General features: G+C 44.6%; 23 protein-coding genes. 7 read left to right on the top strand and 16 right to left on the bottom strand.

What is annotated here, in order from left to right; translation table 11 throughout:
• Positions 1–21: 21 nt before the first annotated feature.
• Complete coding sequence (gene fabR / locus AB4238_RS10340; protein ID WP_371991569.1) at positions 22–636, bottom strand: HTH-type transcriptional repressor FabR; 615 nt, start codon at positions 634–636, stop codon at positions 22–24.
• Between the two features lie 140 nt (positions 637–776).
• Between fabR and AB4238_RS10335 the strand changes: the two genes are divergently transcribed.
• The 3 genes from AB4238_RS10335 (at position 777) to mnmH (ending at position 4,213) form a co-directional block, all read left to right on the top strand.
• Entirely contained in the window at positions 777–1,883 is a 1,107-nt protein-coding gene (locus AB4238_RS10335) for a fatty acid desaturase (RefSeq protein WP_371991571.1), read from the top strand.
• A gap of 195 nt (positions 1,884–2,078) precedes the next feature.
• A complete protein-coding gene (selD, locus tag AB4238_RS10330) occupies positions 2,079–3,116 on the top strand; it encodes a selenide, water dikinase SelD (protein WP_371991573.1) in 1,038 nt (345 codons plus the stop codon).
• Entirely contained in the window at positions 3,116–4,213 is a 1,098-nt protein-coding gene (gene mnmH / locus AB4238_RS10325) for a tRNA 2-selenouridine(34) synthase MnmH (RefSeq protein ID WP_372033391.1), read from the top strand. Before selD ends, mnmH begins: the two co-directional genes overlap by 1 nt.
• A gap of 44 nt (positions 4,214–4,257) precedes the next feature.
• On the opposite strand, the gene AB4238_RS10320 is transcribed toward mnmH, so the two are convergent.
• From AB4238_RS10320 to nudE, 3 genes are all read right to left on the bottom strand, one after another.
• A complete protein-coding gene (locus AB4238_RS10320) occupies positions 4,258–5,913 on the bottom strand; it encodes an MFS transporter (RefSeq protein WP_372033390.1) in 1,656 nt (551 codons plus the stop codon).
• 86 nt (positions 5,914–5,999) lie between these two features.
• Positions 6,000–6,815, bottom strand: coding sequence for a 3'(2'),5'-bisphosphate nucleotidase CysQ (cysQ, locus tag AB4238_RS10315; protein WP_372033389.1), 816 nt, complete (start codon positions 6,813–6,815; stop codon positions 6,000–6,002).
• A 31-nt stretch (positions 6,816–6,846) separates the two neighbouring features.
• Complete coding sequence (gene nudE / locus AB4238_RS10310) at positions 6,847–7,401, bottom strand: ADP compounds hydrolase NudE (protein ID WP_372033388.1); 555 nt, start codon at positions 7,399–7,401, stop codon at positions 6,847–6,849.
• Positions 7,402–7,509: 108 nt separating this feature from the next.
• Between nudE and yrfG the strand changes: the two genes are divergently transcribed.
• On the top strand, positions 7,510–8,178 hold the full coding sequence (gene yrfG, locus AB4238_RS10305; RefSeq protein ID WP_372033387.1) for a GMP/IMP nucleotidase: 669 nt from the start codon (positions 7,510–7,512) through the stop codon (positions 8,176–8,178).
• Positions 8,179–8,233: 55 nt separating this feature from the next.
• Here yrfG and AB4238_RS10300 read toward each other — a convergent pair whose 3' ends face one another.
• The 12 genes from AB4238_RS10300 to gspC all read right to left on the bottom strand — a co-directional run bounded on the left by AB4238_RS10300 (position 8,234) and on the right by gspC (position 19,870).
• Complete coding sequence (locus AB4238_RS10300) at positions 8,234–8,992, bottom strand: type II secretion system protein N (RefSeq protein WP_372033386.1); 759 nt, start codon at positions 8,990–8,992, stop codon at positions 8,234–8,236.
• Positions 8,993–9,001: 9 nt separating this feature from the next.
• Positions 9,002–9,478: a type II secretion system protein M gene (locus AB4238_RS10295; RefSeq protein WP_372033385.1), complete on the bottom strand. Its 477-nt coding sequence runs from the start codon at positions 9,476–9,478 to the stop codon at positions 9,002–9,004.
• A 1-nt stretch (position 9,479) separates the two neighbouring features.
• Positions 9,480–10,670: a type II secretion system protein GspL gene (gene gspL, locus AB4238_RS10290; RefSeq protein ID WP_372033384.1), complete on the bottom strand. Its 1,191-nt coding sequence runs from the start codon at positions 10,668–10,670 to the stop codon at positions 9,480–9,482.
• Between the two features lie 45 nt (positions 10,671–10,715).
• Positions 10,716–11,696, bottom strand: coding sequence for a type II secretion system minor pseudopilin GspK (gspK, locus tag AB4238_RS10285; RefSeq protein ID WP_372033383.1), 981 nt, complete (start codon positions 11,694–11,696; stop codon positions 10,716–10,718).
• 2 nt (positions 11,697–11,698) lie between these two features.
• On the bottom strand, positions 11,699–12,445 hold the full coding sequence (gene gspJ / locus AB4238_RS10280; protein WP_372033382.1) for a type II secretion system minor pseudopilin GspJ: 747 nt from the start codon (positions 12,443–12,445) through the stop codon (positions 11,699–11,701).
• Entirely contained in the window at positions 12,426–12,797 is a 372-nt protein-coding gene (gspI, locus tag AB4238_RS10275) for a type II secretion system minor pseudopilin GspI (protein ID WP_372033381.1), read from the bottom strand. Before gspI ends, gspJ begins: the two co-directional genes overlap by 20 nt.
• 44 nt (positions 12,798–12,841) lie before the next feature.
• Positions 12,842–13,474: a type II secretion system minor pseudopilin GspH gene (gene gspH / locus AB4238_RS10270; protein ID WP_372033380.1), complete on the bottom strand. Its 633-nt coding sequence runs from the start codon at positions 13,472–13,474 to the stop codon at positions 12,842–12,844.
• Positions 13,437–13,871 carry a type II secretion system major pseudopilin GspG gene (gene gspG, locus AB4238_RS10265; protein ID WP_220738335.1) on the bottom strand — a complete coding sequence of 145 codons (435 nt, stop codon included), beginning with the start codon at positions 13,869–13,871 and terminating at the stop codon, positions 13,437–13,439. Before gspG ends, gspH begins: the two co-directional genes overlap by 38 nt.
• A gap of 64 nt (positions 13,872–13,935) precedes the next feature.
• Positions 13,936–15,159, bottom strand: coding sequence for a type II secretion system inner membrane protein GspF (gspF, locus tag AB4238_RS10260; RefSeq protein ID WP_372033379.1), 1,224 nt, complete (start codon positions 15,157–15,159; stop codon positions 13,936–13,938).
• Between the two features lie 3 nt (positions 15,160–15,162).
• A complete protein-coding gene (gspE, locus tag AB4238_RS10255) occupies positions 15,163–16,734 on the bottom strand; it encodes a type II secretion system ATPase GspE (RefSeq protein WP_372033378.1) in 1,572 nt (523 codons plus the stop codon).
• Entirely contained in the window at positions 16,727–18,871 is a 2,145-nt protein-coding gene (gene gspD, locus AB4238_RS10250; protein WP_372033377.1) for a type II secretion system secretin GspD, read from the bottom strand. The genes gspE and gspD overlap by 8 nt, the downstream gene beginning before the upstream one ends.
• Positions 18,872–18,955: 84 nt before the next feature.
• Positions 18,956–19,870 carry a type II secretion system protein GspC gene (gspC, locus tag AB4238_RS10245; RefSeq protein ID WP_372033376.1) on the bottom strand — a complete coding sequence of 305 codons (915 nt, stop codon included), beginning with the start codon at positions 19,868–19,870 and terminating at the stop codon, positions 18,956–18,958.
• 270 nt (positions 19,871–20,140) lie between these two features.
• Here gspC and hslR point away from each other — a divergent pair, with 270 nt between their 5' ends.
• The 3 genes from hslR (at position 20,141) to AB4238_RS10230 (ending at position 23,212) form a co-directional block, all read left to right on the top strand.
• Complete coding sequence (hslR, locus tag AB4238_RS10240) at positions 20,141–20,539, top strand: ribosome-associated heat shock protein Hsp15 (protein WP_372033375.1); 399 nt, start codon at positions 20,141–20,143, stop codon at positions 20,537–20,539.
• A 15-nt stretch (positions 20,540–20,554) separates the two neighbouring features.
• Positions 20,555–21,415 (top strand): Hsp33 family molecular chaperone HslO, encoded by an 861-nt coding sequence (gene hslO, locus AB4238_RS10235; RefSeq protein WP_372033374.1) that lies wholly within the window; start codon positions 20,555–20,557, stop codon positions 21,413–21,415.
• Positions 21,416–21,655: 240 nt separating this feature from the next.
• Positions 21,656–23,212 (top strand): phosphoenolpyruvate carboxykinase, encoded by a 1,557-nt coding sequence (locus AB4238_RS10230; RefSeq protein ID WP_372033373.1) that lies wholly within the window; start codon positions 21,656–21,658, stop codon positions 23,210–23,212.
• Positions 23,213–23,364 lie beyond the last annotated feature (152 nt).

Genomic DNA, 23,364 nt, shown 5'->3' with positions numbered 1-23,364 from the left:
AATGCAATTGGTATTAATCTGCTACTTCTGCTCTCTTTTATTCTGCAGAGCATCGGCACCTTTAGCGATCATATGCAATTGAATCACGAGTCGATCCGCTAAGACCTTACGATCTACCCGTTTCATATCTAACGCCGCAGCACCCGCATTGAACACTAAAGTCACCAGCGCTTCAGCTTGAGCATGTGCTAGATCTGGTGCTCGATTAGCGGTTGCTTCTGTGTAATGCGCTAATTCAGAGATGAAATGCTCAATCTCTCTTGCTACTGCACCACGAAATGGCGCTGAGGTGCCAGAACGCTCATGCAGCAGGATCCTAAATACATTGGGATTAGATTCAAGTACTTCCATAAAGGTTTCAACAGAAATACGAATAACACTACCACCTGCTTCTGCACGCTGACGCCCTTTCCGCATCATCTGCCTGAGCGTAAGTCCACCTTCGTCCACCATGGTTAAACCCAACTCATTCATATCTTTAAAATGTCGATAGAATGAGGTCGGTGCAATATTGGCCTCGCGGGCAACTTCGCGCAAACTCAAGCTAGAAAAGCTACGCTCAGCACTCAACTGATTAAACGCTGCATCAACTAGCGCGCGTCGTGTCTTCTCTTTTTGTTGTGCTCTAATGCCCATACGGAACCTACTTACAAAAGTTATGTTTCGAATAATAACGCTTTTTTACTTAAAACGCAGCATCAACAAACTTGACCCAAATCTCTATCCAAGTTAAATTAGCGTACAGCTGTACGCTCAACTAGAGATTATAAAAAATAATGAAAAAACCTCCAATTATTTGGATGAATGTGAGTCTTTTTACCATCACATTTGCCTGCGCTGTTTTATTAGTACCTTGGTATGGGATCGTTTATGGCTTTGAGGCCATCGAATGGATCGCCTTTGTAGTACTTGCCTTTGCCAGTGGCTTATCGATCACCGGTGGCTACCATAGACTCTGGTCTCATCGCACATACAAAGCCCATGCTTCAGTGCGCTTTCTCTATGCCCTTGGCGGCGCACTGGCACTACAAAATAGTGCACTGCATTGGTCTTCAGATCATCGAGTACACCACAAGCATGTCGATAATAACGATAAAGACCCTTACTCAGCTAAAATGGGATTTTGGTATAGCCATATAGGCTGGATGCTGCGTGAATATCAATCTCAGCGATACCATGATTACAAAAATGTACGCGATCTACAGAATGATAAAATTGTGATGTGGCAGCATAAATACTATCTACCACTGCTTATTATCATGAACTTCGGCCTACCGATTCTGTTAGGTTGGTTGAATGGTGACATTCTTGGCATGCTACTGCTAGCAGGTCTATTACGCCTAGTGGTGGTACATCACTGTACTTTCTTCATTAATTCACTGGCTCACATATGGGGTTCGCAGCCGTATACAGATAAAAATACTGCCCGTGATAACGGCTTTATCGCCCTGTTAACTTATGGTGAGGGATACCATAACTACCATCATATATTTGAGAATGACTACCGCAATGGTATTCACTGGTGGCAGTATGATCCAACCAAGTGGTTAATCGATGGGCTGGCGTTAGTAGGGCTCACTAATAGCCGCCGAGTTGTGCCACAAGAGCGAATCGAAAGCGCTCGCTTACAGATGCAGCTTAAACGCACTCAAAATAAAGTTGCTCATCTTGCTAACAGTGAAGAGATTATTGAAAAGCTACAGGCCGAGTATGAAATGCTGAAAACTCATTTAGCAGAATATTACGATGCCAAGAAAGCACTGCTTGAAGCTAAGCGTAAACAACTCGCGGATCGAGATCTTATGGCTGAGGTCAAAGAGCTTAAGCTTCGATTCAAGCAACAAAAGAAAAGCTGGCACAGCCTGACCGCAAGCTTTAGCTAAGAGCTAATACCATAGGTAGAACAACATCAGCCACTCTCATGAGTGGCTTTTTCTTTGATACTCGCGTAACTCAATACTCAGTCAATCCCACAAATCTACCATTAGAGCTCAACTTCACCAGTCACTTCATTGAAGTCATTAGATGATGGGTCTATGATAATCGGCTAATTAGCATTTTTAGGGCGTTTCAAGCTCATGTCAGATCAACAAATAAAACTTACCGAGTATAGTCACGGCGCAGGTTGTGGCTGCAAGATCTCCCCTAAAGTACTAGGCACAATACTCGCAACTCAACTTCCGGTATTTGACGATCCTAAACTGCTTGTGGGGAATCAAACCCGAGATGACGCTGCGGTTTACAAACTTAACGACACCACAGGCATTATTAGCACCACCGACTTTTTTATGCCTATCGTTGATGACCCTTTTACTTTCGGACGCATAGCAGCAACCAATGCGATCAGTGATATCTATGCCATGGGCGGCACGCCTATGATGGCAATCGCCATTTTGGGCTGGCCAGTAGATAAGCTACCTGCCGAAGTGGCACAACAAGTTGTTGATGGTGGCAGACAAGCCTGCGCCGATGCAGGAATAATGCTAGCCGGAGGTCATAGTATTGATTCTCCAGAGCCTATTTTTGGCTTAGCGGTAACTGGGCAAATTCCATTGGATGAGCTCAAGCAGAACAACACGGCTAAAGTGGGCGATAAACTCTACCTAACCAAGCCACTTGGTATTGGCATTTTAACCACTGCGCAAAAGCAGAAAAAGCTTGCTGATGCCGACCTTAATACAGCAGCGGATGCGATGTGTCAGTTGAACATTTTGGGCCCTAATATCGCAAAAATTCCACAGGTAAACGCACTAACTGATGTTACTGGCTTCGGCTTAGCTGGACACCTTTTAGAGATGTGTCATGGCGCAGAGCTTGGCGCAAAAATCGATATCAGTTTGCTGCCGCTACTGCCTAATGCTCAGCAATACCTCGAGATGGGCTGCATTCCAGGGGGAACCCACAGAAACTTCGATAGCTATGGTGAACACTTACCCGTGTTAACTGAACAGCAAAAAGCGATTATCTGCGACCCGCAAACAAGTGGCGGCTTGTTGATCTCGGTCTCTAGTGAGGGCGAAGCTGAACTGCAGCAATTACTATCAGACAATGGTGTCGAACCTATCTGCATTGGTGAGTTAGTAGAGCAATCAGCAACCACAGTGGAGCTTATCTAATGCCCGTCAACATGGTGAGCGCAAGTGAGTACCGACGAATTCTCGTCAGTGATCATCCTATAATGGATGCGCGAGCACCTGTTGAATTTACCAAGGGGGCATTTCCTGCCAGTAGTAACCATCCATTAATGGAAGACGAAGAGCGTAAATTAGTCGGTACTTGCTACAAACAAAACGGACAACAAGCTGCTATCACTTTAGGCCATTCACTTGTTACTGGCGAGATAAAGCAGCAAAGGCTTGATGCTTGGCAACGCTATTTTACTCAGCACCCAGATGCATACCTTTATTGCTTTAGAGGGGGCTTACGCTCTAAATTAACTCAACAGTGGTTAAAAGAAGCTGGTATCGATATCCCCTTTATTGAAGGCGGCTATAAAGCGATGCGTCAGTTTTTAATTGAAACTATCGATAACGCAGCGAGCCAGAAACCCATGTTAATTCTCAGTGGGATCACCGGCAGCGGTAAGACCGACTTTTTGCTCGCTCGTAATGACAGTGTCGATCTCGAAGGTATTGCTCATCATCGAGGTTCGAGCTTTGGCCGCTACCATGAGCCGCAGCCGACCCAGATAAACTTTGAGAATGCATTAGCTGTCGCTCTCTTAAAACATCAAGATAGCAACGCTAAACACCTGCTGCTCGAAGATGAGAGCTTCCTTATTGGACGCTCTGCATTACCACAAGCATTCTACAAAGGGATGCAAGCGGCTAATGTCGTGGTGCTAGAAGAACCGATGCAAGCAAGATTAACCCGCCTACTTAATGAGTATGTACATAAAATGCATAACGGCTATATTGAGCGTCTTGGTGAAGAAGCCGGCTTTGCAGCATTTGCTGAATATTTAGCACTGAGTATCACCGGGATAAAGAAACGACTGGGTGGTAAGCAACACGATGAATTCCAAACGATTATCACCAATGCGCTTAACATTCAGCAAAGTCGTGGTGATACCAGTGCTCATCTTGAATGGATTGAGCTACTGTTAAGTAAATATTACGATCCTATGTATCAGTACCAGATAGATAAGAAAACTGAACGGATTTTGTTTAAAGGCGATCATGCCGCGATACATCAATGGTTAGATGCTAACTAACATCTAACCCTCCTTTAGCCGGTTATGACGCTCTTCTTAACCGGCTATATCGTTAATTTCACTTCAATTCCCCCTCTTAACCACGATTTTTTCCCGTGCTTAATGCTGCATTTAACCCATCGAGCGTTATCTATTGAAGCTGGCAATATTGCCCCTTGAGTACATACCAGCACTGGCAAGGGCTGCATTGCACCGTCCCATTGCCGTTTATTGATAAAGTACCTCTCTAGGCAATTTTGTTGAGTATCTGGCTGGGGAGTTGCAATATAAACAGGTCGATTAAACAAACCATTAATGACAAACAATGTAGAGAGATCAAATCGCTCTACCTCAATGATGATAGCTGCGGTTTTATCCTGCTTTAAAGCGGCTAGCTCCTCAGTATTGTTGATGCTCTGCCAATTAAGCATCCGCCGTAATACATAGCTAAATGCACTCATCGCCAGTTCTGACCAACTTAGTAGTAAAATCAACAGTACTAGCAAATTACCAAAGGCGAGCAGGAGGAATAATTGTTCGATTTTCCATTGCAATCCGTTTAACACCAACATGGCAAAAACTGCCGAAGTCACCATAAACAGTGCGTTGACGATATTGTTACTGGCGATGGCCTGCGCACATTCGTTTTCATCTGCACGCGCTTGAATGAAGGTATATAGCGGCACAATAAACAAACCGCCGCCAACACCTATCATCAATAGATCAAACATCAAACGGTAGTGGATGGCATCGCTGACAAATGTGACGACATCAAATACAGCAGTTGGAGCCGCTAAGATTGGTAAAGCGGCATACAGATCGATGCCAAATACACCAAGTACTATCAAACCTAAAGGCGCGATCCCCAGTTCAACTTGCTTACATGACAATCGCTCGCACACAAAAGAGCCTATGCCTATGCCAATTGAAAAGAGCAGCAGCAATAATGACACCACGGTCGGGTCGGAATGAAGTGTTATGCGGGCAAAATTTGGGATCTGTGTTAAATAGCTCGCACCAACAAACCAAAACCAACTAATCGCCAATATCGCAATCCAAATATCTCGACTTTTTCGCACTTTCGAAATGCTGGTTACCGTCGCCTTGATGATCGAAAACTTGGGTTTAACTTTATTACTTGAGGGAATACTGGGGATCATCCAACTACTAAACACACCCATGAGTGCCAAGGTAACCACACTCCCTGCCGCCCAATATGTAACATGTTCGCTAGCAACAATGAGCCCTGCTGATAAAGTACCAGCCAAAATGGCCAGGAAGGTGCCCATTTCAACCCAAGCATTGCCCGACACCAGCTCATGCTCGCTTAATACTCGGGGTAATAATGAGTATTTTACCGGGCCAAAATATGCAGATTGCCCCCCCATCAAGAACAGCAGTAACAACATTGTAAGATAGCTATGAGAGAAGATCGCCAACACTGCAGCGGACATAATCAAAAGCTCGAGTACTTTAAGTCGACGGATAAGAGTCGCTTTATCGATACTGTCGGCAATTTGTCCCGCATGTGCTGAAAATAGCAAAAATGGCAGAATGAAAAGGCCTGCGGCAAGGTTTACAAAAAGGTGCACATCAATAGGTAAGGCGTCAATTTGTGAGTAGCTCACCATTAATAGCAGCACATTTTTATAAACATTATCATTTAGCGCCCCTAAGCACTGAGTTACAAAGTAGGGCAAAAAGCGGCGACTAAAAAGCATAAGTTTCCTTTTGAAAACGGATTAACTGGCAGAATTAATCCAATAAAAAAGCCATCACATTGTGATGGCTTTAGACAGTTAATAACTTAACTCTCAGCGATTAGGATCTCATCCCAAGCTAAGTTTGGCGAGCCCACAACAATAAAGTTAGGATTCTCCAAACTTTCACGCTCGTTATAACTCAGCGGTTGCAGTGCGAGATCCATGATCTGGCCACCCGCCTCTTCAACAATAATTTGTGCTGCGCCAGTGTCCCATTCACCAGTAGGACCAATGCGCACATAACTGTCTGCACGTCCTTCAGCCACTAAGCAGCTTTTCAACGCTGCCCCACCAAGCACCACCAGTTCACAATGCTTATTTTGGTTGAACAACTTGATAACCGACTGCGGATCTTGGCGGCGACTCACTGCTAGCCTCAATGGACTATTGTCATCATGACTAATTTGACGACTACTAATGCGCACCTCATTGCCGTTGTCTCGCTTATAAGCACCTAAACCTGCAATGGCGTAGTAGCACACTTCAGTCATAGGTACATACACAACACCAACGATAGGGCGATTATGTTCAACGAGAGCAATAATGACCGAGAAGTCACCACTTCCGGCGATAAACTCACCGGTTCCATCGAGCGGATCGACCAACCAGTAACGTTGCCAATGACAACGTTCAGAAAATGCTATGTCGGCATCTTCTTCTGATAATACAGGGATCTCAGGCGTGAGCTCTTTAAGGGCTTTGATAATGATATTATGCGCGGCTATATCAGCCGAAGTCACCGGGGTATTATCTGACTTTATCTCGCGATCGAAATCACCTTGCTGGTAAATATCACGAATTTTCTTGCCCGCCTCAGTGGCGATTTCTATGACTTGATCGATGTAACTCTCTGGCTTCATAACTGCTTACTACCCGGTTGTATTAATTAAGCTACTTCAGTTGTAGATGCTTTTGAGCTAAAAATAAAGCACTTACACTGCGAGATTCTGAAAAATCCTGCTCTTGCAATAAACCCTGCCACTGCTCCAATGGCCATGGAACTATGTCTATCGGCTCAGGTTCATCACCTTCCAGCTCACTTTGATAAAGGTCTTCTGCTAAAAATATCTGCATTTTACTGGCAAAATAACCTGGTGCTAGGCTCAACTCCATTAAGTGAGTCAGCTTACTTGATCCATAACCAATCTCTTCCTGTAACTCTCGATTCGCAGCCTCCGCCGCAGTTTCTCCCGGATCAATGAGCCCTTTTGGAAAGCCAAGTTCATAACTGTGAGTGCCCGCTGCATATTCTCGACCTAATAATAACTGTTTATTATCAAGTACAGGTACCACCATTACCGCACCACGATTATTACCTTTCATCCGCTCATACTGACGCTCAACTTGATTTGAAAACCTTAAATGCAGCTGTTCAATCTGAAATAATCGGCTTTTAGCCACTACTTCAGCATGCAATATCTCTGGTTTAACCTTCTTGATAGTCATACACATCCTATGGCGATTGATCTTTCCCGCAGATAGTTGCTGAGATCAGTTACAATCTTACTATTCTAGCTCCAATCTACAACCTGAATTTACTAGGATCATCTAACTATGTTTCCATGGCACGATATTGATACTGTTTTACTTGATATGGACGGTACCCTACTCGACCTGCATTTTGATAATCATTTTTGGCTCAGTTTGATCCCCAAAGCCCTGAGTGAGCAACGTAATATCTCGGAAAGTGCAGCAATGGAGTGGGTTGAAGCAAACTACCAACAGGTTGACGGTACACTAGATTGGTACTGTTTAGATTATTGGGAGCAGCAGATGGGGCTCGATATTATGACCCTGCATAAAACTCTAGTGGAGAAGATCCAGCTGCGCCAAGACAGCTTGCCATTTCTGTATGCGCTAGAAAAAGCCAACAAAAAGCGAATTCTAGTGACCAATGCTCACCCGAAGGGTTTAACTCTCAAATTAGCACATACCGATTTAGCTTTAGGCTTAGATGCAATGATCTCTAGCCATGAAACAGGTTACCCAAAAGAGCATCCACTGTTTTGGCAACAACTATTTGAACGCTTTGATTTAGATCCAAGTCGCTGCTTATTCATTGATGACAATGAAACCATTTTAGCTGCCGCTAAGCTCGCCGGAGTCGGCCATCAACTGGGTGTGGCAAATCCAGATAGCCAGAAACCCAACAAACTATTTAGCGACTTCCCCGCAATAGATGATTACCATCAGCTATTGGATGAGTTACTCAAACAAGTTTGATCAAAAAAGGCACCTTTAAAGTGCCTTTTTAATACCTTTTACAACAGAGATAAACCTAGATAGGTAATCGACCTTGATAGGTAATTGGGTAGTAGCCTTGGCTATCTTTCTTGCCTAGGAATCCAAGTGCTTTTTTCAAGTCATCAGGCTGAGTATTAACCTCACGGATTTTAGCATTCACCTGCATCATCTTATTATCAGCCAACAAAATAGACCCGTCTAAGCCTAAGCCATTAAGCTTTTCATCTGTGGCCAATTGCACTTGGCCATCGATACAGCTTAAACCTAAAGCGATATCGCCTAATGGATAATTACCAAACTGATTAGTCACTTGTACTTTGTTTAAAAACAGCTTACCCGATAGCTGTTCACACCAAGGTAACCCCTGCTCAAAAGTATCAACTAAGGCGCTTACATCACCTTTAATTTCAGTTCTAAACGGTAGTCGAGTATTACCTAACAAAAAGTCACTCGGCGCCTCAAAACGTAGACCACTAACGTCGAGCCCAGCAAAAGAATATGCTACTACGGCTTTACCATTAACGGCGCTACTTCGACTTCCGATACTAATATCAGCCTTAACTGTTCCCATCAACAGTGAAGCAACACTCAGCTCCCAACGCACCATTTCAAGCTGACGCTTTTGCACAGTCAAAGAGTCGATACTGCCAGACCAAATTGTGCCTGATACTCCGCTAATGACCGTATTAGCCGGTATAGGTGCAAGCTTCACTGCCATGCTAGCAGGAAATAACACCACTAGAAAAACCAAATAGATGAAAAAGCCTAGCGCGATTTTTTTTACTAATTTCACAACAACATCCTACTTGGATAACTGAATTCGGCGAACATTAACGAAACCTGGGGTATCGGATTCAGCCACATCCAAGCTCTCTAATGATAAACCTTGGTTTTGAACCAGCTCATTGAGGTAGCTCAGTAAAGTATCGAACGGCACTTCATCCATCCATACTTGAATTTTATTACCTTGGGGCTGCATACGAGTAATTGTTAAACCAAAGCTACCGGCTGTTTGGTTAACCGCGGCGCTTAAACTGCCTTTAAAAGCACTGCCCTGGCTTGTTTGTTTCAAACCAGTAATACGATTAGCAGTTTGCTTTACATAATTGAGAGTATTGAGCTGGCCTTCAAGGTTACGCTCTGCATCGGCTTCGGCATTGGCGATTGGTGTCCAAACGCCCCAATATAAAATACCGATCACTAATACTACGCCACAAGCACTAACCATCTGCTTTTCACGCAGGATTAAGCCCGCCCACCATACTTTAAGATTATCCATCTTATTTGCTCCTAATGGTTAAGGTGCTGGTGACTTCAGACTCACCACTATTCATCGCGCCACCATCGAGCTTGTATGTGCGAGATATTATCTCTTTAAACTTCTCAATTTGTGCATAGTTCTTAGCTTTAATCTGCATCCGCAGTTCGCCACGATTACTGTCAAAGCGCAATGTCGTCGGCTTTAGATCTTGTACTTGTTCAAACGCAGCTTGAGTGCCTTCGAGCATGGTGAAAAATTCCGTGCCGCTGCCGCCGCCTTGCATTTTTCGCACATAACTATCCATTTGCGCACGCAGGTTAACCACTCGCGAACTACCTGGTACCACTTGCTTGTAGATCTGTTCGCTCTGCAGTCTTACCACATCCGCTTTAGCATTCATTTGGTGAATATTAAGGCCTTTATTCACTAGCGCTAACACCACTACAACCGCAAATACGATGGCAGCATTACGCCATAAACTAAGATGCTTACCGTATTCACGCTTAGGTTGATAAACACCTGACAGCAGGTTCATCGGCGCATTGAGCATGCCACGTGCTAACACCAACATGGGCAAGTCGAGAGGTTGCGCTTTTATATCCGTCCCTGCCAAAGCAAGTTCGGTATAGCCAGCAACGGTGGTTGCCTCTTCGCTGTCAGGCAGCAGTTGTGGTAATGCTATTTCGAGCCACTCTTGCTCAAGGCTTACACCACTGCCTTGGCCTGTTCGTAACAAGATCTCTTGCCCAAAAGTAATCGCCGCCCAATCACATTCAGCCAAAGGCAGTGCTAAACAGTCAGGCACAATGCACTTAGCTTTCAATCCAGCTTCCGCGAGCCACTCTATCCAGTTTTGCATCTGCTCATGGGCAACCACTGCGATATTGAGCGCATCACCTTCGCGAGGCCCAACCACAAAATGTAGTTCTTCTACATCTTGCGCCAAGTTCTCTTCGAGCATAAATGGTAGCGCTTTAATTGCTTGACGCTGACCTTTTTCAGGCAGATCAACTGCAGTCAAAGTAATGCTGGATGCCGGAACTAATACGTCAACCGCGCGATTAGCCGCTCTTTCAGTCAGAGTCGATAGTGCGCTAGCGTCACTGAGTTCGCCAGAACCTATTATTTCTTGTTCCTGTTCAGACCAAACGAGCCACGAACACGGTTGCTCAAAGGATTGTCCTAAACGGATAAATAGTCTTTCACTCACTGATCTGTCTCCACGAGTCTCTTTAATCGAATCAAAGGACTGTTGTTATTTTTGTCCGCCAAACTGACGGGATAACACATTTAGCTTTTTACCATCGCCATTGAGTACACTCTCAAGCCTAAATACGGCGCTATCGACTTTAGCGCCCGCTTCCAATAAAAAATAGCTACTGGTCACGCCAAAACTCGATTTAAGTTGTGCATCGCCAGCGAGGCTTGCAATAGAGGAGTTTTCCCAAAACTCATCTATTTTTTCATAACCATCGCCGGGGCGCTGATTGATAATACTTTCAGCTTCACCAACCGAAATTTTATTGTCTAACATGCCCGCAATCAGCGCGGCATGCTCTACTGGCACAGTATTAACATTTAATACCTGTGTTGTATTACCTGGTACTGCACACACATAAGGTGCAATTTTAAGATAGATATCTTGCGTGAACCCCATTACCGCACGCAGTTCACTCTTATGGCTCATCAAGGTATTAGCGGCACGATAAGGTACATTTCGTGCTTCATATTCCGCGTCTTCCGCACCATAAGGGCTCGCCGTCATATCTTCGTCGATATAATCTTTTAGGGTTTGCGATAAGCGCTCTGCGGCAAAATCGTCCATCCCAAGGGCCACTAACAGTCCTTTAAATTGAATCGCTGGCAGTGGCATTTTAGGTTGACCATTTTCAACTTTCTTGGTCGTTTGTGATAATGCATTTACATTAAAACATGACTGCATATCACTGATTTTACCTGCAATTTCACCATTCTCAGCAGGAAAAATAACATCAGCTTGTGCCCAATACTGCTGCATATGCACTGTTTCAGAGTCTTCTAAATCTTGCTTCAATACCTTTTTAGCGATCTCTTCTGCAGATATGGCATACCAAAAAGCTTGATCATATTGCGCCAAATTAATGGTTCGCCTAACAGACAACTGGTTTCTAGAGGTGATATTGGTGGCAATAATCGCCACCATAGCCACAATCAACAACACCACTATCAGCGCAACGCCTCTTTGTTTAGTTGGCATGGTTAAGTACCTTTGCCGCTATCAGCGGAACCGCTACTACTGCCACCGTTATTGCTGCCAGTGTTACCGTCGTTATTATCATCACCGCTATTATTGCCACCGTTATTATTGCCACCGTTGCTATTACTGCCTGCGGTAGCACCTACCGGCAACAAGAACTTACGTTGCACCTTGCCTATATCCTCGAACTCTATTTCCATAGCGATCGCTTTAGGCAGCTTGGTGGCATCGGTTTTTCGTTCCCACTTATCATCAGTGAAAAAAGCATACTCAACCGAAATAACCTTTTTCATCACAATCGTTTTAATCGGTTCAGCACCGATTTCGGGTTCTGGATATGGGTAATACCAACGTTCCAAATTCCCTTCAATAACCACATAAGCAACTGACTGCAAACTGCCTCTTGGCAGCATTCCGTCAGGATTTAACCAGCCTAAACGAAAAAAGACTAACGACTCTGATTCAGAGTCGAGCATGTTATCGCCAGTTTGAAACACTGTGGTAGCACGGCCTCCTTCGAGTAATCTTGGAGTGCGGGCTACCATTTGGTTTAGGTCTCGCTCAATAATGCCAAACCCTTGCTGCATCGCTTTTAACTTGCCAGCAAACTCACGAGTCACCGTATCATTTTTCAAAACTGTAGACAGTACCGTATTCGCTGCAAGCCCTAAGAGGGCAAATATAGCAATAGCGATCAGCATCTCTAACAGCGTAAAGCCGCTGCTAGATTTAATCCGACTTGAGGACATAACTGCTTACCTCAGCAATAACACGACCAAAGCGATCATCGTCGCTAATGGTGATGCGGATCATTCTAAAATTATCATCGGTTGTCTTCACAACCTCTTTACGCCAATACCAGTCTTTACCTGCTAACTGCTCTTGACCATCTTTACGACCAATATCTGGGAACTTAGGCTCTAAACGCGCTTCCACCATTTGATTATGGGCAACCCACTGTGCCATGGTGCGCTCTTCCAATATCGGCATATTGGCCATCTGCTCGCCCAAGCTTTTAGTGATAGAGACCGCAGCAATGGAAAAAACAGCCAAAGCAACCATGACTTCAAGCAAGGTCATCCCGCGCTGCTTAATAGACATAAGCACTCGTGTTTTGATAAGAGTTTGCCGCTTGCAAAGAGTCATTAACGGTCATCATCTTCATAATTGAGTTTCAACCGGCCTAACGCATCACCGACGACGACCACTTCGATCTCTTTATCCATTGCATCTTTAGCGACGAAAGCGAGCTCAAATGCACTCATTTCACCACTTGGAAATAATAGAATTTGTGGCTCGGGGTACTTCTTTTTCTCATCAGCTGACTTTTCTATTAGCGGTTCATCAAACCAGCTCTCATCTTCTTCATCGTCCTGCACGAGTGGCAAGCCATCAAGGATCAATACGAGTTCAATGCCGGGTTCCATCTGTCTGCTCGCTAACAACCTATCCTGCTCTAGCGGCTTCCAGTTCCCTTCTTCGTCGTAATAGACATATTCATAGCTGTCTTTTTCTACAACAATACCGATAAAATGGCCACTAAGAACGGTTTCATCCAGTACCATTTCCGAAGACATCATAAATTGCTGCGCCAAGCGTTCCAGCGATTGCTTTTGTCCCGCACCGCCCATACTCAAGGTAACAGCAGTCGCTGCTAGCCCCATAAGTAGCACAACGAGCAACACCTCCATTAAGGTGAAGCCCGATTGACGAACTCGCAACGCTGTTGGCAATGTCATCTTATTGGAAGTTCTGTAGGTTCCAGTTACCGATGTCATCTTCTGTTCCTGGCTGGCCATCAGGACCTGCACTGAAGATATCTAATTTGCCGTTTTCACCTGGGCTTAATAGCAGGTAATCATTGCGCCATGGATCTTGCGGCAAGCGTTTAACATAACCATCTTCACGGTAGTTACGTGGCTCAGGCGACATAGTTGGCTTCTGTACTAATGCTTCAAGACCTTGCTCTGTTGATGGGTAGATGCTGTTATCTAAACGATACATATCTAACGCATTCTCTAGTGCAACAATGTCTGAAACCGCTTTCTGTTGGTCAGCTTTATCTTTGTTACCCATCAAGTTTGGCACTACCATTGAGGCTAAAATACCGAGAATAACAATAACGACCATCACTTCTAAAAGCGTGAAACCTTTTTGTTTATTACGAGTTTGCATTAAAAACTTCCTTCAAATAAATGACTTAAATATTTCTCGAATGGCAATGCCAACATCGAAACTGTTAACCACTGATCATATTATTCAGCGCTAAAATAGGCTGTAGAATAGCTAAAACAATGAATAATACTACTGCGGCCATACTAACAACCAACAGAGGTTCAAATACACCCAGTGCAATGGTGACATTTGACTCAAACTCACGATCTTGGTTGTCTGCCGCACGCTCAAGCATCTGCTCAAGCTGACCACTTTTTTCACCAGAGGTGATCATATAGAGCATCATAGGCGGAAAAAGTTTAGTATTTGCCAAAGCAGTCCCTAAACTTGTGCCCTCGCGCACTCTGAGCGTTGCATCTTCAACAGCGGCTTTTACCTTAACATTGACCAATACGTCACTAGCAATCCGCATCGCGTCAAGCAATGGCACTGAACTCGCCGTCAAGATACTCAATGTTCTCGCAAAACGAGCGGTGTTCAGACTTTTACTGACCTTACTTACCACTGGCAAGCGCAGCAGCAACGAATCGTATTTCATTCTGTTTGCAGGCACGACTAATAAGCGCTTCATGATCACAAACAAGCCAATAATGAGCCCAAGTAAGATCAGACCGTAATCACGAATGAAATCAGACGAGCTAATCAATAATTCTGTTGTCCAAGGCAGCTCTTGCCCCATATGCTCAAACTGCCCTACCACTTGCGGGACAACTGCCGCGAGCAAAATTGCGATAACGCCGATGGCAACACAAGTCAGTACGATCGGATAGATCATCGCTTGGGTCATTTTGCTTTTAAGCTGCTGACGACGCTCGGTATAGTCGGCAAGACGGTTTAACACCACCTCTAAGTGACCAGATTTTTCACCTGATGCCACCATCGCGCGATATAACTCGTCAAAAATATGAGGGAATTCAGCCATGGAATCAGCCAAACTATAGCCTTCAACAACACGCGATCGAACCGCCATCACCATACTGGCTAAACGATCTTTCTCACACTGTTGACCTACGGCTTTAAGCGCCTCTTCAATCGGCAGACCTGCAGCAACTAACGTCGCAATTTGTCGAGTAATCAACGCAAGCTCAGAAACCGAAATACCACGCTTAAAAAAGCTCACGCCACCAGATTTAGATTTACGCTCTTTTTCAACCACCGGAGTGATCTCCAAAGGCATTAAACGCAACTCTCTTATTTGGCCACGAGCATGTCTCGCGGTATCCGCTTCGACAACGCCTTTTTGCTGCTTACCTGCTTTATCTAATGCTTTGTATTCAAATGCTGGCACAGGTTACTCCTCGCGAGTCACACGCAGCACTTCTTCAAGGGTTGTTTTCCCTGCAAGTACTTTACTCATACCATCATGGCGGATACTCGGTACTGATTTACGAATATGCTTTTCAATTGCTAACTCGCCTCGACCGGTGTGGATCAGTTCACGTACATCATCATCAACCACTAATAATTCATGAATACCGGTACGACCTCGGTAACCATTATGGCCACAAGACTGACACCCTTTAGCACGATAGATTACACGAGGGTCATCAGCTGCAATACCTAACAGCTCTCTTTCGCGCTCATCAGGTATATGCTCTTCTTTACAATGCTTACATAATGTTCGGATCAGTCGTTGTGCAAGTACGCCCAGTAAACTCGATGACACAAGGAAAGGCTCGACACCCATATCTTGTAGACGGGTAATAGCACCTGATGCAGTATTGGTATGCAACGTTGATATCACCATGTGACCGGTTAACGAAGCTTGTACCGCAATCTGTGCCGTTTCTAAATCTCGAATTTCACCAATCATTACCACATCGGGATCTTGACGCAATATTGCACGCAAGCCACGCGCAAAGGTCATATCAACCTTAGTGTTAACTTGAGTTTGGCCAATACCTTCTAGCTCGTACTCAATAGGATCTTCTACTGTGAGAATATTGGTATCGATGGAGTTCAATTCGGTCAAACCAGCATACAAGGTGGTACTTTTACCTGAACCTGTAGGGCCTGTGACCAAGATAATACCGTGGGGCTTACGAATAAGTTCATCGAACTGTACCCGTACAGCTTCAGTCATACCCAGTTGCACTAGGTCTAAGTTGCCGGCATTTTTATCCAGTAGACGCAGTACGACTCGCTCACCATGGCTTGATGGCATAGTCGATACACGCACGTCGACCGCACGGCCAGCAATACGCAGAGAAATACGACCATCTTGAGGAACACGCTTTTCAGCAATATCTAAACGCGCCATCACTTTGATACGTGAGACCAACAGCGAAGACAGCTTACGGTTAGGTTTTAAGACCTCTTTTAAGATCCCGTCAACACGAAAACGTACCACAAGTTGCTTTTCATAAGTCTCGATATGGATATCTGACGCTTCTTCTTTAATCGCTTCAGACAACAATGCATTGATCAGTTTAATGATTGGCGCGTCATCGTCACCCTCCAACAGGTCTTCTGTTTGAGGTAGCTCTTCTGCAAGCGTGAACAGGTCCATCTCATTACCAATATCTTCCATCATCTGCTGGGCTTCTGACGAATTAGCTTGGTAAGCTTGAGTTAAGCGCGCTTCAAAGGCGCTATCTGCTAATTTAATAAGCGGCAGAGACTTACCGCTATAACGGCGTACCTCTAACAGTGCCGACAACGGTGTGCCTGCAGTATGGAACAGCGATAAAACGCCGTTTTCATCTTTATCTAAGGCAGCATTAAATCGATGAGCGAAAGCAAACGGCAAACGCTCTTTACTGGTCGAGTGGAAGACTTCATCTGCTTCCGCCTCTGAGACTAGCCCAAGCTCATTAGATACTTGCGCTAGCTCGTCATCTGCTTGAAGTTGATTATCACTCATCGCTAGATTCTTTATCTGTGGCTTCTTCAGTTTTAACTTTTTCAGCATCAGCATCTTTACTGTTAGAAATGCTCTTCAATGCTGGGTCTGTTTCACGCATTTTGGTATCTAAGCCTTTACCGTCTTTATAACGATTGAGTACTTCATTGACGTCTGTAGGCAGGTAAGCTTCTTGATCCCATTCTTCCAAAACAGGCACATCGGTATTTGGCATCAAGTTCACTCCACGCTCTTGCTGCTCAAGCTGTAGCGCTCTGAAGTAGTTGTACTTGCGCCCAGCAATCCCTTCCATGGTAATCCCATCACGAATAATCGTCGGCTTGATAAACACCATTAGGTTCTTCTTTTTCTTACCGCTTGAAGATGACTTAAATAGATGACCAATAATTGGAATATCGCCTAAGAATGGTACCTTCTGAACCGACTCTTGCACCTCTTCGTTAATCAATCCGCCGAGCACCACTATCTGTCCTGAATCAGCCATTACCGTAGTGGTTAAACGACGCGTCGCGAAAGTCACATCGACACCAGTTTTACCATTAATACCTGACACTTCCTGTTCAATGGTTAACTTAACAGCATTACCTTCATTGACCTGTGGTACCACTTTAAGCTTAACACCCACCTCTTTACGTTCAACGGTTTGGAAGGGGTTACTATTGCCGTTACTTGAGTTTTGGCTACCGGTAAGAATAGGCACTTCATCACCAACGATGAAAGAGGCTTCCTGGTTATCAAGAGTAGTAATTGATGGTGTTGCAAGTACGTTTGACTTGGTATCACTCGATACAGCTTGGATTAAGGCACCGAAATCGCCCATCGCCACACCCCACGCCATACCATTCACCTTACCTAACGCTTGAGCAAGTAAGGTAATATCACCTCGAGTATCTGGGTTTTCGGTACAAGTTCCATCATTACAAACAGTTGAACCTTCTTCGCCTTGAGCAGCCCAGATACCAGCGCCAATCTCACCGATGGTTGGGCCTAAGTTGTTAAATTGAGTACCACCACCTGCTTCGGTAGCCCACTGTACGCCAAAGCCAACATCGTCGCCTTCAGAAACTTCGACAATAATCGCTTCAACGAGTACTTGTGCACGGCGAATATCAAGCTGGTTAATCACGCTTTCAATGGTACGCATCTGATCTGGCTCGGCACTAATTACCAAGGCATTGGTATCAGTGTGCGCCATAATGTTTATTTCGTTACGGCGCTTGTTTGCGCCTTGAGTTGCCCCGCCTTTATCATCAACCAGTTGCTGGGCAAAGCCTGTTAGCACTTCAACTAAATCTTCTGCTTTAGCGTAACGCAAGTAACGTACTTTAGTGTTACCTGTAGTGGCTTGTTCAGCATCAAGCTTTTTGATCAATTTAACCACACGTTGACGACTTTTTTCATCACCACTAACGATAACAGCGTTAGTACGTTCGTCCGCAACGACCTTAGGGGCTTGGCCAGGCATTTGAGCTTGATTCGCTGTAGAGCGATAAAGAGTATCTACGATACGTACAATTTCCCCTGCAGATGCAAACTCAAGTTTAACCACTTCAACAGCAGTATCACCTTGCTTGTCGACGCGGCGTACAATTTCAACCAGTTTATTTACGACAGCAGCACGACCGGAGATCATCAACACATTTGATGGATCGTAGTTAACCACGTTACCACCACCGGCATTATCGTTTAACTGACGCAACAACGGTGCGAGCTGTTTAGCTTCGGTGTTATACAGCGCAACAATACGAGTCACCATCTCATCGCCTAATCCAGGCGCTTTATCATCTGCGACTCTAATCGACGCCGTCTTAGCATCTTTATCTTTGATAACTTTGATGATGTTGTTATCCATCTCAACCACTGCATAGCCATATACTTGCAGTACATTGAGGAAGAATTGGTAGTATTGCTCGTCATCTAACAGATCATAACTGCGAACATTAATTTTGCCGCGAACGGTAGGGTCGACAATAATAGTGCGATTCAAGTTCTTACCAACGATGTTGATAAACTCCTGAATGTCAGTGCCTTTAAAGTTAGCCGCATATTGCTCAGACCAAGCAAGTTGTGGCGCAAGCAATGATGCGCCCATAACCATACCAGCGATTAGTCTGCGTCTAATCCTTTTATTATTCATTGTATTACTTCCCCTAAAACCTTTAAGTGCGGCAAGCTCAATTAATTATTGCAGCAGCCTTTATTGTTATTGATTGCTGCTCTGTTATTGCGGCAAACTAAACATAATTTCGATAAGTTGACCTTCGCGCTCAACCATTAAAGCAACTTCAGTCATCTCTGGTAGTTGCCCCATAACCTCTAATGCCTGACCCATATCGGTCAAGTCATAACCGTTAAGCGATTTAGCCAAATCATTTGGCTTAAAACCCGCTTCGGTAAATAGTTTTCTGTCTTTTCCAGGATTGAGTCGGTAACCCGCCAACTCGCCACCACTCTTAACCGGTGAGATGGCTAAGTAATCGGTTATCTTGCTCGGATCAGCTAAAATCTCAGCTCGAGATTCGCCTAACTCACGGGCAACTTCGCGATTTTGACGTTGATCGACTCTTTTACCTTTTGGCAAGCTCTTAGCCTTTTGTAACTGCTGGTTAGCATTGCTATTAGTATTGTATTCAAGTCCATCTAGCATCAAGGTTTCGTAGCGGCCACTATTAGTGATAATAATGCGATCGGCATAAACCTCTTTTAACGATGCTGACGTTCCTCTAATTTTATCACCTAGACTATAAGTTTCTTGGCTACCACTAGAAGCAATAACCGCAAGACCTTTTTGTTCAGTGGTCGATGCAACCACCCCTGTCAATTGAATCGACAGCGAAGTTTTAGGAGCATCGGTGATAACCTCTTCTACAGGCGCTGTTTTAGGCTTAGAAGAGCTATCAGCACGGCCAAATAGACTCAATGCTTTGACACCTGAGATATTAGCGGAACCGGAAGATGTCGATGAGACAGGTGTGGGCGTCCAGCGAGAAACAGCTGAATTTTCAGGGACTAACTTCCATGTGATCTGTGCCAATAGAAATAACATTAGCACGATACCAATAGTAAATATCGCTGAGCTAACAGGCTTTTGGGGCACACCTGCTGCTTTAGTTAAAAACTTATCTAATAAATCCATATTTATGTGGACCCTCTGCACAGGTCTCTGTTCTGGTTATGATAATTTAGCAAATCCTGACTCATGCTAACCCACACTGCAATCAGCAACAAGCCCATAACAGCAGCAATGTTGGCGATAATAGGGTAAATATGCTAACTTTACGCGCCTAAAAAGGGTGTGAAGCTTGCCACTATTCTGCGTGTCGGGATGTAAAGATTCGTATATTAATACTCAGCTTGTGAACTTCCCCCTACTTTAATAAAGGTTAATCTACCACTGGAGTCGCTCATGATCGACAACGAGCAGCAAGCATTGAAAGTCAGGCTAGACAAATGGCTCTGGGCTGCGCGCTTCTACAAGACTCGCGCCATCTCAAAAGAGATGATTAATGGTGGTAAAGTACACTATAACGGTCAGCGCACCAAATCGAGCAAATATGCAGAGATAGGTGCCACCATTAGATTAAGACAAGGATATGACGAAAAAGAGATCGTCATTGTAAAATTGTCAGAACAACGCCAGAAAGGGTTAATTGCGCAAACCCTTTATGAAGAAACACCGCAGAGCATAGCGAAGCGAGAGACCTATGCCGAGCAAAGGCGCTTGAATATTCTTCATAATCCGGCTCCAGAGCAGAAGCCCGATAAGAAACAGCGTCGTCAAATTATGCGCTTTAAAGAAAGTTAACACTGGAATACCAAAATGACTAAAGACAACTTATACCGTTACCTATTTGACAATGCCAGTGTGCGTGGTGAATTGGTACAATTAGAGAAAAGCTACCAAGAAGTCATTGCAGCGCATGACTACCCAGTCGCAATTCAGCACTTATTGGGTGAGCTTATGGCGGCAACATCACTGCTAACAGCAACCTTGAAATTTAGCGGCGACATTAGCATTCAGCTACAAGGCGATGGCCCAGTCTCACTTGCAGTTATTAACGGCAATAACTTGCAACAACTACGCGGTGTTTCTCGCTGGAATGGCGACATTGCTGCAGATGCACAGCTGCAATCTTTGTTTGGTAAAGGCCACATGGTCATTACACTAACACCGGATGATGGTGAGCGTTATCAAGGCGTGGTTGCACTCGACAAAGAAACATTAAGTGAGTGTCTCGAAGCCTACTTTGAGCAATCAGAGCAGCTACCGACCAAGATAAAATTATTTGCCAATGCCAATCAAGCAGCCGGTATGTTCCTACAGGTATTGCCAACTGACGGTGACCATAACGCAGAGTTCGAACACCTTTCAGTGTTAACCGAAACGGTTAAGCAAGAGGAACTATTTACGCTTGAGGCTGAAGAGGTATTACATCGCCTTTACCATGAAGAGGAAGTTCGTCTATTTGAGCCAGTAGCAATTACTTTCAATTGTAGCTGTTCAAAAGAGCGCAGCGCACAAGCTATACGCACCGTAGCAAAGGCAGAAATCGACTCAATTATTGCTGAGCAAGGTAAAGTTGAGATGGGTTGTGAGTACTGCAACAGCAAATATATATTCGACGCAATTGATGTCGAAGCTATTTATGCAGTGTCGCCAAATAGCGATACCACTCAATAAACAATTTTTATTTGCTTTACCTATTTTAAGGCGCTCATTGAGCGCCTTTTTTATGCTTCAATTTAATGAAACAGGTAATTGGTATGACCTTCCTACCAAGTTTCAGTGCAATATTGCAGTCTGATGATCACTTTTTGGTATTTTTTTTGATCTAGTCCACATATTCAATTGCGCATACGTTACAATCGCCGCAGACAAAATAGCTGGCGCCATAGACCGGCAAATAAAACGACCCTAAAGATGGAGACCTTACCCATGGCGGATGGATCAAACCGCGAGTACCTTAACCTCTCTACAGGCCAATTAGTCGAGCTTGCGCTAGCACGCGGCGAAGGCGAATTGACCGCAAACGGTGCTTTAGTTGCAAAAACTGGCGAACGCTCAGGTCGCTCACCTAATGACCGCTTTATCGTAAAAGAGCCAAGCTCAGAAGCGGATATTGAGTGGGGGCCAGTCAACAAGCCATTCGAAGCCGATGCTTTTACAGCGCTTTGGAATCGTGTTGAAGCTTACCTAGCTGATAAAGACACGTTTGTTTCAAACCTAGAAGTAGGTGCGAGCAAAGAGCACTACCAGCCCGTCACTGTCACCACTGAATATGCTTGGCATCAGCTATTTGCTCGTAACCTTTTCATCGTACCTGAAGAGTTTAATGCAGCAGACAAGCCAACTTGGCAGATCATCAATGCACCAGGATTTGTATGTAATCCAGAGCGTGATGGTACTCATTCTGATGCAACAGTTATTTTGAACTTCGCAGAACGTAAAGTACTGCTTGCTGGCCTTAAATATGCTGGCGAGATGAAGAAGTCTATGTTCTCAGTGCAAAACTTCCTATTACCAGCGAAAGGTGTATTACCAATGCACTGCTCTGCTAACGTAGGTACTGACGGCGATACTACGCTGTTTTTCGGCCTATCAGGCACAGGTAAAACTACGCTTTCTGCAGATCCTAAGCGCTTCCTTATCGGTGATGATGAGCACGGCTGGGCACCCGGTGGCGTATTCAACATTGAAGGCGGTTGCTACGCAAAATGTATCGACCTTAGCCAGAAAAACGAGCCAGTGATCTGGGATGCTATCTGTTTTGGTACTGTACTTGAAAACGTGGTAACGGATGAGAATCGTGTACCTGATTACACTAACTCGTCACTAACAGAAAACACGCGCGCCGCTTACCCACTTGAGCATATTGCTCAACGTAAAGAGGAGAACTGCGGCGCAGAGCCTCATGCAGTCGTGTTCTTAACTTGCGATGTTTCAGGTGTATTACCGCCAGTTTCTAAGCTGACCAAAGAGCAGGCGGCCTACCACTTCTTATCTGGCTACACTGCTAAAGTGGGTTCGACTGAAATGGGCTCAACAGCAGCGATTCAGTCTACTTTCTCAACGTGTTTCGGTGCACCGTTCTTCCCACGCCCTGCAGGCGTATACGCTGAGCTATTGATGAAGCGTATCGAATCTTTCGGTAGCCAAGTTTACTTGGTCAATACTGGCTGGACTGGCGGACCACACGGTATTGGTAAGCGTTTTGACATTCCAACAACCCGCGCGATTGTCGATGCAATCGTAAGCGGCGAGCTAAAGGATGTTGAAACTGAGTACCTTGAAAAGTTAAACCTGCATGTTCCTGTGGCGATTCCTGGTGTAGACAGTAACTTACTCAACCCAATTAATACCTGGGAAGATAAGCAGCAGTATGCCGAGTTCGCACAGCATCTAGCAGAAAGTTTCCAGAAGAACTTTGAAAAGTACCAAGTACCTGATTCAATCAAGAATGCAGGACCAAACGCTTAATGCTCTAACATAAGCGTAAGCGCTTAAAATCCCAATTTAGCCCTGCTAAATTGGGATTTTTTTTGTGAAAAACATCTTTGATTTTCCTCTAACCAATATTATCAGTCCGAAAATAAAGTAAAGCCTAGTAAACTTTTAGTAAAGCAAGCTTG

Origin of the sequence: Shewanella sp. 10N.286.45.A1 (genome assembly GCF_041470405.1) — a bacterium.
GTDB lineage: Bacteria > Pseudomonadota > Gammaproteobacteria > Enterobacterales > Shewanellaceae > Shewanella.
The sequence above is the reverse complement of the archived record's forward strand: the minus strand, read 5'-3'. Positions and strand labels throughout refer to the sequence as shown.